Origin of the sequence: Collimonas silvisoli, from assembly GCF_018305005.1 — a bacterium.
GTDB classification, from domain to species: Bacteria; Pseudomonadota; Gammaproteobacteria; order Burkholderiales; family Burkholderiaceae_D; genus Collimonas; species Collimonas silvisoli.
Map to the genome: position 1 here is coordinate 26,256 of NZ_JAGQEG010000050.1, position 13,285 is coordinate 39,540.

General features: G+C 55.9%; 10 protein-coding genes and 1 pseudogene. 8 read left to right on the forward strand and 3 right to left on the reverse strand.

The window, feature by feature from the left end; translation table 11 throughout:
* The first annotated feature begins 33 nt into the window (after positions 1 to 33).
* The 4 genes from KHU33_RS14760 (at position 34) to KHU33_RS14775 (ending at position 3,766) form a co-directional block, all read left to right on the forward strand.
* Positions 34 to 615: a sigma-70 family RNA polymerase sigma factor gene (locus tag KHU33_RS14760; protein ID WP_211464184.1), complete on the forward strand. Its 582-nt coding sequence runs from the start codon at positions 34 to 36 to the stop codon at positions 613 to 615.
* A 119-nt stretch (positions 616 to 734) separates the two neighbouring features.
* A complete protein-coding gene (locus KHU33_RS14765) occupies positions 735 to 926 on the forward strand; it encodes a zf-HC2 domain-containing protein (protein ID WP_211464185.1) in 192 nt (63 codons plus the stop codon).
* A gap of 70 nt (positions 927 to 996) precedes the next feature.
* Entirely contained in the window at positions 997 to 2,022 is a 1,026-nt protein-coding gene (gene tsaD, locus KHU33_RS14770; protein WP_211464186.1) for a tRNA (adenosine(37)-N6)-threonylcarbamoyltransferase complex transferase subunit TsaD, read from the forward strand.
* A gap of 256 nt (positions 2,023 to 2,278) precedes the next feature.
* The gene (locus KHU33_RS14775) at positions 2,279 to 3,766 is read left to right on the forward strand and encodes a DEAD/DEAH box helicase (RefSeq protein WP_211464187.1); all 1,488 of its coding nucleotides are present in this window, start codon (positions 2,279 to 2,281) and stop codon (positions 3,764 to 3,766) included.
* Between the two features lie 3 nt (positions 3,767 to 3,769).
* Here the strand turns inward: KHU33_RS14775 and gluQRS are convergent, their stop codons facing one another.
* The gene (gene gluQRS, locus KHU33_RS14780) at positions 3,770 to 4,663 is read right to left on the reverse strand and encodes a tRNA glutamyl-Q(34) synthetase GluQRS (protein ID WP_211464188.1); all 894 of its coding nucleotides are present in this window, start codon (positions 4,661 to 4,663) and stop codon (positions 3,770 to 3,772) included.
* Positions 4,656 to 5,621, reverse strand: coding sequence for a LysR family transcriptional regulator (locus KHU33_RS14785; protein ID WP_211464189.1), 966 nt, complete (start codon positions 5,619 to 5,621; stop codon positions 4,656 to 4,658). Before KHU33_RS14785 ends, gluQRS begins: the two co-directional genes overlap by 8 nt.
* 386 nt (positions 5,622 to 6,007) lie before the next feature.
* Here KHU33_RS14785 and KHU33_RS14790 point away from each other — a divergent pair, with 386 nt between their 5' ends.
* Positions 6,008 to 6,583, forward strand: coding sequence for a flavodoxin family protein (locus tag KHU33_RS14790; RefSeq protein ID WP_211464191.1), 576 nt, complete (start codon positions 6,008 to 6,010; stop codon positions 6,581 to 6,583).
* A 111-nt stretch (positions 6,584 to 6,694) separates the two neighbouring features.
* On the opposite strand, the gene KHU33_RS14795 is transcribed toward KHU33_RS14790, so the two are convergent.
* A complete protein-coding gene (locus tag KHU33_RS14795; protein ID WP_211464193.1) occupies positions 6,695 to 7,573 on the reverse strand; it encodes a sulfurtransferase in 879 nt (292 codons plus the stop codon).
* Between the two features lie 106 nt (positions 7,574 to 7,679).
* On the opposite strand from KHU33_RS14795, the gene dnaE reads away from it, so the two are divergent.
* From dnaE to KHU33_RS14810, 3 genes and pseudogenes are all read left to right on the forward strand, one after another.
* Positions 7,680 to 11,147 carry a DNA polymerase III subunit alpha gene (gene dnaE, locus KHU33_RS14800; protein WP_211464194.1) on the forward strand — a complete coding sequence of 1,156 codons (3,468 nt, stop codon included), beginning with the start codon at positions 7,680 to 7,682 and terminating at the stop codon, positions 11,145 to 11,147.
* Positions 11,148 to 11,267: 120 nt separating this feature from the next.
* The gene (gene msbA, locus KHU33_RS14805) at positions 11,268 to 13,025 is read left to right on the forward strand and encodes a lipid A export permease/ATP-binding protein MsbA (protein WP_211464196.1); all 1,758 of its coding nucleotides are present in this window, start codon (positions 11,268 to 11,270) and stop codon (positions 13,023 to 13,025) included.
* A gap of 76 nt (positions 13,026 to 13,101) precedes the next feature.
* A pseudogene (locus KHU33_RS14810) lies at positions 13,102 to 13,285 on the forward strand (glycosyltransferase family 9 protein); the annotation flags it as partial.

A 13,285-nucleotide genomic window follows, 5' to 3' on the forward strand; every position in this document is an offset into this window, starting at 1 on the left:
AGCTTGTTCTAGTTTTCTCTTACCCGGGCTTATATGGCATTTGATCCCCGCCAGCTTGAAACATTGCGGCCGCAGCTAGTGCGTTTTGCCGCGCTGCAGTTGCGCAATGACGCCCTGGCTGAAGATGCTGTCTCGGAAACCATACTCGCGGTCCTGGAACATCCGGACCGCTTCCAGCAGCAGTCTTCGTTTAAAACCTATGTCATTGGCATACTGAAGCACAAGCTGCTGGACCAGCTGCGGCGCGGCAAGCGCGAAGTGCAGCTCGAAGGGCAGCTGAATATCGGCGATGACGAGGCAGATCGCAGCGACGCCGACATGATCGATGCATTATTTACGTCCGCTGGGCACGCGGTGGAAGCGGCGCCCAGCTGGGGCAATCCGGACCAGACGCTGGAGCGCAAGGAGTTTTTCGATATTTTGCAAATATGCATCGATAATTTGCCGGCCAAAACCGGGCGCATTTTCATGATGCGGGAATGGCTGGAACTGGATACCGAGGCGATTTGCAAGGAGCTGGATATTACCGCCGCGAACGCCTGGGTATTGCTGTATCGGGCGCGCGCACGGCTGCGCGAATGTCTGCAATTAAACTGGTTTGGCACGCAGGCTTGAACTTCCGGCCATCATGCACAATGTAAGGGCAAGACACCTCGCTACATTGTAAGTATTGCCTCTGTAACACGACTAATCATAGATACCGAAGTGCTCGTCTAGTCAGTTAATTTATTTCTATGTCCTATAAACGCTTGATTCCACACTGCCGCGATACGCAATTGCTCCTGTCCCAGGCACAGGACAGCAATCTGTCGCCGTTAACCCGGGTCCGGGTGCGCATACATCTGTGGACCTGCACGGCTTGCACCAGGTTTTCGCAGCAGCTGGCGTTCATGCGGCAGGCCATGCAGCAGCTCGGCAAGGATTAATCGTCGCTTGCTGCGAGTACCGGCCGCGCTTTCCTTTACAATGCCGCATTGTATAAATATTGCCCTACCCATGATTGTTCTCGGCGTTGAATCTTCCTGTGACGAAACCGGCTTGGCGCTATACGACACCGAGCGCGGCTTGCTGGCCCATGCCTTGTATTCGCAAGTGGCGATGCATGAGCAATACGGCGGCGTGGTGCCGGAGCTGGCTTCGCGCGACCATATCCGGCGCGCCATTCCTTTGCTGCAACAAGTATTGACCGACAGCGGCATCGCCCGGCACGACATCGACGCCATCGCCTATACCCAAGGGCCGGGCCTGGCCGGTGCGCTGCTGGTCGGCGCATCGATTGCTTGCGGTCTCGGACTGGCATTGGATAAGCCGATGCTCGGCGTACATCATCTGGAAGGGCACTTGTTATCGCCGCTGCTGGCTAGCGATCCGCCCAGCTTTCCGTTCGTCGCCTTGCTGGTGTCCGGCGGCCATACGCAATTGATGCGGGTCGACGGCGTTGGCCAATACAGTTTGCTGGGCGAAACGTTGGATGACGCCGCCGGCGAAGCGTTCGACAAATCGGCAAAACTGCTTGGCCTTGGCTATCCGGGCGGCCCGGCGATTTCACGCCTGGCTGAATTTGGCGATCCATCGGTGTATCAGCTGCCACGGCCGATGTTGCATTCGAAAAATCTGGATTTCAGCTTTTCCGGCTTGAAAACAGCGGTATTGACTCTCGTCAAAAACCACACGGCCAATATTTGCGATCAAGACAAGGCCAATATCGCACGTGCCTTTGTCGATGCGCTGGTTGAAGTGCTGCTGGCCAAATGCCTGGCGGCATTGAAACAGACCGGTCTCAAGCGCCTGGTGATCGCAGGCGGAGTGGGCGCCAACCAGCAATTGCGCAGCGCCCTCAACGCTGCAGCCGACAAGCGGCGGTTCCGGGTGTATTACCCGGAACTGGAGTTTTGCACCGATAACGGCGCAATGATCGCCTTTGCCGGCGCCATGCGCTTGCAGATCAATCCGCAGGCAGCGCAGCGCACATATGCTTTCAATGTACGGCCACGCTGGCCGCTGAATGAACTTAAGGCCTAATCTAAGCAAATTCCCAGCTAGGCGTATAATGCGCGACTGTGGTACAAAACATGTCGGTAATGATGTCAAGGTAGTAACCCGGCTTGCGGTGCTTGTAATGGCGCTGCCACAATCATTTGGCTCGAATGGTGGCGCGGTTGCTTGCCCCGGCAAGCACTGGTCGTCATCGATGGGCTGACACGAAATTCACGAATTCAATTGAAAGCAAATAGTGCCTTTGTTTGAGTGCATCCTGCACCGAAGGCCGCCAACTACCATGTCCGACATACAGTCCGAGATTCAAGCCGATCCAGCAGTGCCAACCACACCCTCCGTCCGTTTTGCCGACTTCGGGCTGTCCCCGGATATTCTGCGCGCGTTGAGCGATCAGGGTTATGTCCATCCAACCCCGATTCAGGCGGAAGCGATTCCGGTGGTATTGCAAGGACGCGACGTAATGGGTGCGGCACAAACAGGAACCGGCAAAACTGCCGGTTTTTCCTTGCCTATCATTCAGTTGCTGCTGGCGCATGCCAACACCAGCGCCTCGCCAGCACGGCATCCGGTACGCGCTCTGATTCTGACGCCTACGCGCGAGCTGGCCGATCAGGTGGCAGAGAATGTCCGGGCCTATTGCCGCCATACCGCCTTGCGTTCGACCGTGGTGTTTGGCGGTGTCGATATCGCACCGCAAACTGCCGCTTTACGTTCAGGCATAGAAATCGTGATTGCCACTCCAGGCCGCCTGCTGGACCATGTGCAGCAAAAGACGCTGAACCTGTCGCAGACGCAAATTCTGGTGATGGACGAAGCCGATCGCATGCTGGACATGGGTTTCCTGCCTGATTTGCAGCGCATTATCAATCTGTTGCCGAAAGAGCGGCAGAATCTGATGTTTTCCGCCACGTTTTCGGGCGAGATCAAAAAGCTGGCGGCCACTTTCCTCAAGAATCCGGTGACGATCGAGGTGGCGCGCAGCAATGCAACCGCGGATAACGTGACGCAGACCATGTATCACGTCAATGAGCAAACCAAGGCAGAGGCGGTGTCGTACATCATTCGCGAACGCAATCTGAAGCAGGTGATCGTTTTTTCCAATACGAAAATCGGCGCCTCGAAACTGTCTCGTCATCTGGAAAGCGAAGGCGTCAAGGCATCGGCGATTCACGGCGACAAAACGCAGAATGAGCGCATGGCGGCGCTGGAAGCATTCAAGCAGGGCGAGATCGAAGTGCTGGTGGCGACCGATGTCGCTGCGCGCGGCCTGGATATCGCCGAACTGCCATGCGTGATCAATTTTGATTTGCCTTACAACGCCGAGGACTATGTGCACCGGATTGGCCGTACCGGCCGCGCCGGCGCGTCAGGCGATGCGATTTCCCTGTATGCCGACAAGGATGAACGCTTGCTGGTCGATATCGAAAAGATGATCAAGCATAAATTTGTACGGGCTGAGCTGACCGGGTTTGTCGCCAAGCCGGCAAGTGCTGAGCGCGAGCGTTCCGGACGCGGCGCCGATGCGCGTGGCGACCGAAGCAGCGACGGCCGTGGCGCTGCATCTGGCCGCAGCACGCAGCACACGCGTAGCGCCTATACCTCGACGCCAACCACGCGCAAGGAAAAAATCGATCCTTGGTTCCTCAAACCTTATGAACCGACGCTTGCGGCCGATGTGACAGCATCCAGCGTGGCGCCGGCAGGCGTCGCCATCAAACCGCCAAAGGTGAAGCTGGCGGCCTTGCTGGGTGGCTTGCCAAAGCGGTAGTGTCTAGCCGTGGCGACTCATGTCGAGATTCGCCCATGCTGTCGTAGCCAGTGGCCAGAACGTGGCTACGCTATCGACTTGGCCGATATCCAATCCCAGGAACCAGGCAGCCTTGCTCAGCGCAAGCAGTGGCTGTTTGATATCGATCGCTTGAGCGCCATTCTGTTTGGATAGTTTTTCGCCATCCGCATTGGTGATGACAGGTACGTGCAGGTATCGAGGCGTCGGCAGTTTCAGCTGGCGCTGCAGATAAATCTGACGCCCAGTCGAATCCAGCAAATCGGCGCCTCGCACCACATGCGTAACGCCTTGATCGGCATCGTCGACCACCACCGCCAGTTGGTAGGCCCAGAAACCATCCGCGCGTTTCAGCACGAAATCCCCCACTTCTATCGCCAGATGCTGCTGCACGCGGCCAAGCCAGCGATCGTCGAAAATAATCAGTTCATCGACATGCCCGGGATCCGGCACGCGCAGACGGTAGGCGCGGGCCGGCTTGCCGACCGGTAAGCCGGTGCGGCAAGTGCCGGGATAGACCGCTGCGCCGTCGGCGGCCACGCAGATGCGGGAATCGACAATTTCGCGCCGCGTGCAACCGCATGGATAAGCTAATCGTCCGAGGCGATCGAACGCGGCTTCATACAATGCCGTACGCTGGCTTTGAAACACCACTTCGCCATCCCAATGCATGCCAAGTGCTCTCAGATCCGCCAGGATAGACTCCGCCGCGCCGGCCGCGGTGCGAGCTTCGTCGACATCTTCCATCCGCAGCAGCCAGCGGCCGTGATTGGCTTTCGCATCCAGATAACTGGCCATCGCCGCCACCAGTGAGCCGGCGTGCAAAGGCCCGGTGGGAGAGGGGGCGAAGCGGCCGATATAGCTTGCTTGATTAGACATTGTTGATCGATTCGTGATGATGTGGCATTACCGCAGGCGCCGATGATCCAAGCAGCGCGCGTTGCGTCGCGGGCTCATTGAGTTGCGCAATGAACCATTTGAGAGATTTTCCCACGACTGGCGTGCGCCAGGCGATTTGCGTCTTGTCGCTGGGTTTGGCTTCGATGGTTTGCTTTTCGATCAATGCGCCCGAGGCAATATAAGGGGCCGCCAGCCAGCGCGGCAAATGGCCGCAGCCGAGGCCGCTGAGCTGGGCTTGCAACTTCGCGGGAATCGACGGCACGGTCAGAATGTCTTGTCCGCTCAATAGTCCTGAAGTAATGCTGGGCAAGGTGCGGCCGGTGTCGCCGACCGCTACCGCGCGATATTGTTGTATCAGGTTGGCAGTGAGCGGTTCTGGCGCGTTTGCCAAGGGATGGCCGGGAGCAACAGCGAAGACCCAGTCAATCACGCCCAGCTGGCGGATCTGAAAAGCGCTGCTCATGCTAATGCTATCGGGGCCGCTATGCGGCGCGCCAATTGCCAGATCAGCGCGGTCCGATAACAAGGCCTCCCACACTCCTGATAATGCCTCGTGCGAAATGCGCAGGCGGGTGCCGGCATTTTCACGATCGAAGGCATCGATCAGCGGCAGCAGGCTGTCGAACGGGATGATGCTGTCGAGGACGATGCGCAGTTCCACTTCCCAGCCGGTCGCTGCACGCTTGACGCGTCGTTCCAGCTCTTGCGCCGCCAGTAATAGATGCCGGCCTTCGGTCAGCAATTCCAGGCCGGCGCTGGTCAGTTTTGCGCGATGGCCGCGGCGGTCGAACAGCAGCACGTCCAAGTCTTCTTCCAGCTTGCGCACACTGTAGGTGAGTGCTGACGGAACGCGATCCAGTTCGACAGCGGCGGCGGCAAAACTGCCTTTGCGGGCGATCGTATCGAGAACTTGTAAAGCTTCCAGCGTCAGATTCATCGGGGCTCGGCGAGTGGGAATATTGCAAAAATTTCATTCAGATAAATTGAATGATATATCGAAAATTAAGGTCTGTCTTACGCAATTCCTTCAGTCTATAGTGCCGAGTAATGTAGTGGATTAATGTAGCTGATTCATATAGCGTATTTCTATAGTGAAATAAATTTTCGGATATATCATGATCGAATCATGGGGAGTCGAGATCGAAATCCATGCTTCGCTTGACCCTCATTTTAGTTTTTCGTTCGCTGGCTTGGCTGATCCTTAGCGAATAGGAACCGAAGATTAATAGCGGAAAACTGGCCGAACCATTGTTGTTTGATTTGCCCCTGTTAGTAGTTGTTATTTATTTTTTTTTCGAATTCTTACGTCTGAAGGACATTGTCATGACTAAAGTTGCTGTCGTTTATCACTCCGGCTACGGCCATACCAAAAAACAGGCCGAGGCAGTACACGCTGGCGTGTTGCGGACTCCAGGCGCGGTTCCTGAACTGATCGCGATTGATGCCGAAGGCAATCTCAGCGATGCTGCCTGGGCTTCGCTGGAGGCGGCCGACGCCATTGTTTTTGGCACACCAACGTACATGGGGATGGCTTCCTGGCAGTTCAAGAAATTTGCCGATACCTCATCGAAGCAATGGTTCGGTCAAAAATGGAAAGACAAGATTGCAGCGGGTTTCACCAATTCGGCCACGATGAATGGCGACAAGGGCTCGACCATGAGTTACCTGATCACTTTCGCAATGCAGCACAGCATGGTTTGGGTTGGCACCGGTTTGATGCCATCGAACAGCAAGGCGGCGCAACGCAATGATGTGAATTTCGTTGGCGGTTTCTCTGGCGCGTTGGCGCAGAGCCCATCCGATTCGTCGCCGGAAGAAAGCCCGTCGGCAGGCGATCTCGAAACAGCCAAATTGTTTGGCAAACGGGTTGCAGAGACGGCGCAGAAATTCAAGAAATAATCGAAGGGGAGGGGCGAGGATTGAAATTGGCCTCTCCACTGAGCTTATCCAGTCAGAAAAAAAAGCCCGCTTGAAATTTCAAGCGGGCTTTTTATTGCATTTTTACTACGTTTAATACGCAGTCGAAGCTTCTGCTGGCGCCGCCGCTGCTTCCGGCAGGCAATGCGGGCAGGATTTGCCGGCCACGTACTGCGGCGACAATTGCTGGCGCGGCGTCACCACTGCGCGGCAAGCGTAGCATTGCACGGTAGCGGTCTCCTGCAGTTGCGGATTGAGTGCGGTGCGATAATCGAACACGAAACAATCGCCGTCATAGTGGGCGCCGCCGCATTCTTCGAAATATTTCAGAATCCCGCCTTCCAGCTGATAGACGCTGTCGTAGCCGATGTTTTGCATGTGAATCGCGGCTTTTTCGCAGCGGATGCCACCGGTGCAGAAAGTGACAACCGTCTTGTCGGCCAGTTCGTCCTTGTGTGCGGCGACTACCGCCGGAAATTCGCTGAACTTCTCGATGCGGTAATCAATCGTGTTTGCAAAGGTGCCGACATCGACTTCAAATGCATTGCGGGTGTCAAGCATCACCACCGGCCGGCCGTTGTCGTCGTAACCTTGGTCCAGCCAACGCTTCAAGGTCTGGGCTTGCACCGCAGGGGCGCGGCCCAGTTCCGGCTTGATCAACGGGTGTTTCATCGTGATGATTTCGGCTTTCAGCTTGACCAGCATGCGGGTGAAAGGCTGCTTTTCCGAATAACTTTCTTTCACTTCCAGATCGGCAAACCGTTCATCGGCGCGCAGCCAGGCCAGAAACTGATCGATTTGCTCACGCATGCCGGCCAGGAACAGGTTGATTCCTTCCGGAGTAAGCAAGATCGTGCCTTTTAGTTGTAATTGCTTACAAATTGCAAGAAATTCAGGACGTTTCTGTTCCGTGTCTATGAAAGTGACGAATTTATAGGCGGCGATATTGACGTAAGGATGGCTGGACTGCATGGCTTGCTTCTCGGTAAGTCGTTGATTTCTCAGTATTATAAACGCCGACAGCAGGATTGCCCAATTTTGCCCGTAGTCGGCAGGGCCTCAGGGTAAAATACCGGCCATGACGACACCGCAATTTATTCATCTCCGCCTCCACTCCGAGTATTCCATTGTCGACGGCTTGGTACGCATCGACGATGTAGTGAAAGCCGCAGCCAAGGATCAGCAGGCCGCACTTGGCATCTCCGACCTGGCCAATTTGTTTGGCATGGTCAAATTTTATAAGGCCGCGCGTGGCAAAGGCATCAAGCCGATTATCGGTTGCGATGTCTGGATTACCAACGACGACGATCGCGACAAGCCGTCGCGCTTGCTGCTGCTGGTCAAGAACCGCGGCGGCTATTTGCAATTATGCGAGCTGCTGTCACGCGCCTGGCTGGAAAACCTGCATCGCGGCCGCGCTGAAATTCGCGCCGAATGGCTCGCCGACCTGAATAGCCAGGACGGCGGCAACGGCTTGATTGCCTTGTCCGGCGCCCACTTCGGCGACATCGGGATTGCTATCGACAACGGCAATCTGGGTTTGGCGGAGCGTTGCATCGAACGCTGGGCGACTATTTTCCCCGACAATTTCTATGTCGAGATTCAGCGTGCCGACCAGCCCAATATGGAAGCGCATGTGCGGCAGGCGGTGGCGCTGGCGGCCAAATTCGACGTGCCGGTAGTGGCGACCCATCCGATCCAGTTCCTGGACAAAGAAGAATTCATTGCGCACGAAGCGCGCACCTGTATCGCCGAAGGTGAAATGCTGGCCAATGCGCGCCGTGTGCGTCGTTTCAATGACCAGCAATCGTTCAAGACCCAGGCCGAGATGGCCGAGCTGTTCGCCGACATGCCGGCGGCGCTGCAAAATTCGATTGAAATTGCCAAGCGTTGCAACCTGACGCTGCAACTGGGCAAGCCCAAGCTGCCGGATTTCCCGACGCCGGACGGCATGACGATCGGCGATTTCCTGGTGCGGGAGTCGCAAGATGGATTGGAACTGCGCCTGGTGCATCTGTTCCCGGACGAGGTCAAGCGTGAGCAGCAACGTCAGCGCTATCAGGACCGCTTGAAATTCGAAACCGACACCATCATCAAGATGGGTTTCCCCGGTTACTTCCTGATCGTTGCCGAATTTATCCGCTGGGCCAAGCAGAACGGCGTGCCGGTTGGACCGGGACGGGGTTCGGGCGCCGGTTCGCTGGTCGCGTATTCGCTGCAGATCACCGATCTGGATCCGCTCAAATACAATTTGCTGTTCGAACGTTTCTTGAATCCTGAGCGGGTATCGATGCCTGACTTCGATATCGACTTTTGCCAGGAAGGCCGCGATCGCGTTATCCAGCACGTCAAGGATTTGTACGGCAAGGATGCGGTATCGCAGATTGCCACCTTCGGCACCATGGCGGCCAAGGGCGCTATCCGCGACGTTGGCCGGGTGCTCGATTTTGGCTACAATTTTTGCGACGGCATCTCCAAGCTGATACCCTTCAAGCCGGGCAAGCATGTGACGATTGCCGACGCCATCCAGGAAGAGCCGATGCTGGCCGAACGCCTGGAGAACGAAGAAGAGGTCAAGCAGCTGCTTAACCTGGCGCAGCAAGTCGAAGGCATAGCGCGCAACATCGGCATGCATGCCGGTGGTGTCTTGATCGCGCCTGGCAAGCTGACCGATTTCTGTCCGCTGTATACCCAGGGCGGCGATGCCGGTGTGGTCTCGCAATATGATAAGGACGACGTCGAAGCGGTCGGCCTGGTCAAGTTCGACTTCTTGGGTTTGACCACGCTCACGATTCTTGATCGCGCAGTGCGCTACATCAAGCAGCTCGATCCTGCGATGGCCGATTTCAGCCTGGAAAAATTGCCGCTCAACGACCGCGCATCGTATGAACTGCTGACCGCCGCCAAAACGGTCGCCGTGTTCCAGCTGGAAAGCCGCGGCATGCAAGGCATGCTGAAAGATGCGCGGCCCGACCGCTTTGAAGACATTATCGCGCTGGTGGCCTTGTATCGTCCGGGCCCGATGGACCTGATCCCGGATTTCTGTAAGCGCAAGCACGGCGAGCGCTTCGATTATCCAGATCCGCGCACTGAAGGCATCTTGTCGGAAACCTACGGCATCATGGTGTATCAGGAGCAGGTGATGCAGATGGCGCAGGTGGTCGGCGGCTACTCGCTCGGCGGCGCGGATTTGCTGCGGCGGGCAATGGGTAAAAAGAAGGCGGAAGAGATGGCCGAGCATCGCCAGATTTTCCGCGACGGCGCCGCCAAGGATGGCTTGTCCGAGGCCAAGGCCGACGAGATTTTCGACTTGATGGAAAAGTTTGCGGGCTACGGTTTCAACAAGTCGCACGCTGCCGCTTACGCGCTGCTGTCCTATCACACCGCCTACCTGAAAGCACATCACCCTGCCGCGTTCATGGCCGCCAACTTGTCGCTGGCGATGGACGACACCGAAAAGATCAAGATTCTGGTGGAAGACTCGCTGGTTGTGTGCAAGCTGACCTTGCTGCCGCCCGACATCAATCTATCGGATTACCGTTTTACGCCTGAAGGCGAGCCGGGTAAAAAAGCTACTTCCATCCGTTATGGACTGGGTGCGGTAAAAGGCTCGGGGCAGAATGCGATTGAAGCCATCATCGCCGCGCGCCAGGAAAAACCTTTCGTCGATTTGTTCGATTTCTGCCTGCGCGTGGATAAACGTCAGATCAATCGCCGCACCATCGAATCGCTGATACGCGCCGGTGCGTTCGACTGTTTCAAGGTTGACCGCGGGATTCTGCTGGCTTCGGTGGCGCGCGCCATGGAAGCCGCCGACCAGAAACTGGCGTCTGCCAACCAGGTCAGCCTGTTTGGCGGCGACGACAGCGACCTTGAAGCGCCTATCGAGTATGTACAGGCGGCGCCGTGGACTGACAAGCAAAAGCTGACAGAAGAAAAAAGCGCCCTGGGTTTCTATCTCTCAGGTCATTTATTCCATGCTTATGCTGCCGAAGCACGCCGCTTTGCACGTACTCCGCTGGGCAGCCTGGAGCCGTCGCGCGAGCCGCGGACCTTGGCGGGAATCATCTCCGGCTTGCGGGCGCAAATGACGCAGCGAGGAAAAATGATGATTGTCACGCTGGACGATGGCAGCGCTACTGTCGACGTCACCGTCTACAACGAGCAGTTCGAACCGAACAAGGCGTTTTTCAAGGAAGACGAATTCCTGGTGGTGCAGGGCAAGGTCTCGGAAGATCGCTTTAACGGCGGCTTGCGGGTGTCGGCCGAAAAAGTGATGGATATTGCCACTGCGCGGATTCACTACGGGCGGCAAATTGTGCTGTCGCTAGCGTCGCCGGCGCAGAAAATCGATGCCGCACAGCTTAGGGAAATGCTGTCGCCGCATCGGTCGGACAGCGGTTTGCCGATGACGCTGCGCTACACCGGCGACGGGGTAGCTTGCGAAATATTGTTTGGCGACGAATGGAGAGTGTCTCCCAGTGACGGCCTGCAGCTGGCTCTGGTGGAAAAAATAGGGAAGGAAGCGGTCGCCGTGGAGTACTAAGGTACAGCTTAGTCGCGCTTTGCCAATTGACTCTGCCTCTGTATCACTTAGCTTTACTTCCTTAAAGGAGATTTTTCCTTGATAGTAAAGCGTAAAAAAGAACTTAAACCAGACTGACTTATGAGTGCATTTTCCTATACAACAATTTTCAAGCGCCTTGCATTATTGCATCGGCCATACAAAAAGCGATTGATCCTAGGTCTTCTTGGAATGGTTGTGACTGCGGCAACCGAACCGCTGGTAGCTTACATTTTCAAAATCCTGTTGGATAACGGCTTTGTGGAAAAACCTACGTTTCCGCTGTGGCTGGTGCCGCTTGCCGTGATTGGCGCATTCGTCGTCCGCGGCGCTTCGACTTTTTTGACAAGCTACATGACTAACTGGGTCTCTACCCGGGTGCTGACGACGTTGCGGCAGCAAATGTTCAATCGCATCTTGCATGTGTCGATTGATTTCCACGCTACCCATACGGTAGGGCGGGTGATCAATTCGATCATGTTTGAAGTACAGCAAATCATAGAAATGATCAGCAAGTTGTTTACGTCGATTGTGCGTTGCGTGCTGACAGTAGCGGGTTTGTTGGGCTACATGCTGTTTATCAGCTGGAAATTGACGATTGTCGCCCTGGTGCTGATGCCTCTGATGATCATGGTGGTGCGCACTACCGCCAAGCGTCTGAAAAAACTGAATAAGGATTCCCTCGACGTCAACGCACAATTGACGCAGGTAATTGAAGAAACCACGCGCGCCCAGCAGGTCATCAAGGTGTTTGGCGGCGAGACTTATGAGCGGAAGCGATTCGAAGAATCAGCCGAGCATATACGCCACTACAGCATGCGTATGACCAGCACCTTTGCCGCCACCGTGCCGGTCACCCAAATCATGATGGCTTGCGCGATGTCGGCGATGATCACGATGGGGTTGGTGCAAGCAAGTCATGCACAGCTTACCGCAGGCGATTTCGTGTCATTTCTGGCGGCGATGATCGCCTTGCAAGTACCCCTCAAGCAGCTGGCAGAAGTGAATGGCCCGCTGCAGCGCGGCATGGCTGCGGCAGAAGCAGTGTTTAAGTTGATCGATAGCCCGGTCGAGCGCACCGGCGGCGTACAACTGGACCATCGTGCAAGCGGGAAAATCGAATTTTCCGATGTCGGTTTTTCATATCCGGGGCAGGACAAGCCTGCGTTAAAAGGCATCAACCTGGACGTCAAGCCCGGTGAAACCATTGCCTTTGTGGGGATGTCGGGCGGCGGGAAATCCACTCTGGTGAATTTGATTCCCGGATTTTATTCGGTGACCGAAGGCCGTATTCTGCTGGATGACTTGCCTATCGAGGACATATCCTTGAATAGCTTGCGGGCCCAGATAGCCATGGTCAGCCAGAATGTCGTGCTATTCAACGACACGATCGCTGCCAATATCGCCTATGGCGACAGCACGCCGGATCGCAAGCGGATTGAAGCTGCTGCCAAGGCAGCTCATCTGAGCGAGATGATCGCCGCTTTGCCTGCGGGGTATGAAACGCAAATCGGCGATAACGGTTCGCGTTTGTCTGGTGGGCAGCGACAGCGGCTGGCAATGGCACGCGCTATCTACAAGGATGCGCCTATCCTGATTCTGGACGAGGCGACTTCGGCACTCGATACCGAGTCGGAACGGGCGGTGCAGGCAGCGCTCGACCAGCTGATGCAGGGCCGCACCACTTTCGTGATCGCGCACAGACTGTCAACCATCGAGCGCGCCAGCCGCATCGTCGTGCTCTCGAATGGCAGCATTGTTGAAATCGGCAGCCACGATGAATTGCTGTGCAAGCAGGGCGCATACGCAAATTTATATCACCTCCAGTTTTCCAAGGACGCGGTGAATGTAGAGATGTAGTGCGAGGGAGATCTTGGGCCCCGTACCCGAGATCGCCGTCTACCTCATCTGAAAATATCATCTATAAGCAAATCCCATGACCGCACAACTCGTTCCGGCCGAAATATTAAAAAAAGCAGATAAAGTCTTGTTCATCGCGCATCTTGCTCTCGGCGATTTTACCTATCTGCAAAATTGTTTCCAGGCGTTTGCACAAGCCTTTCCGCATATCAAAATCCATATTTGGGTGGATGAAGTGCGTCGAACCAAAAAAACTGCAG

Excerpts from the sequence above, each read along its gene's own strand:
- KHU33_RS14775 (WP_211464187.1), top strand. The coding sequence starts at position 2,279 with ATGTCCGACATACAGTCCGAGATTCAAGCCGATCCAGCAGTGCCAACC.
- KHU33_RS14795 (WP_211464193.1), bottom strand. The coding sequence starts at position 7,573 with ATGCAGTCCAGCCATCCTTACGTCAATATCGCCGCCTATAAATTCGTC.
- gluQRS (WP_211464188.1), bottom strand. The coding sequence starts at position 4,663 with ATGTCTAATCAAGCAAGCTATATCGGCCGCTTCGCCCCCTCTCCCACC.
- KHU33_RS14765 (WP_211464185.1), top strand. The coding sequence starts at position 735 with ATGTCCTATAAACGCTTGATTCCACACTGCCGCGATACGCAATTGCTC.
- KHU33_RS14760 (WP_211464184.1), top strand. The coding sequence starts at position 34 with ATGGCATTTGATCCCCGCCAGCTTGAAACATTGCGGCCGCAGCTAGTG.
- msbA (WP_211464196.1), top strand. The coding sequence starts at position 11,268 with ATGAGTGCATTTTCCTATACAACAATTTTCAAGCGCCTTGCATTATTG.
- KHU33_RS14785 (WP_211464189.1), bottom strand. The coding sequence starts at position 5,621 with ATGAATCTGACGCTGGAAGCTTTACAAGTTCTCGATACGATCGCCCGC.
- dnaE (WP_211464194.1), top strand. The coding sequence starts at position 7,680 with ATGACGACACCGCAATTTATTCATCTCCGCCTCCACTCCGAGTATTCC.
- KHU33_RS14790 (WP_211464191.1), top strand. The coding sequence starts at position 6,008 with ATGACTAAAGTTGCTGTCGTTTATCACTCCGGCTACGGCCATACCAAA.
- tsaD (WP_211464186.1), top strand. The coding sequence starts at position 997 with ATGATTGTTCTCGGCGTTGAATCTTCCTGTGACGAAACCGGCTTGGCG.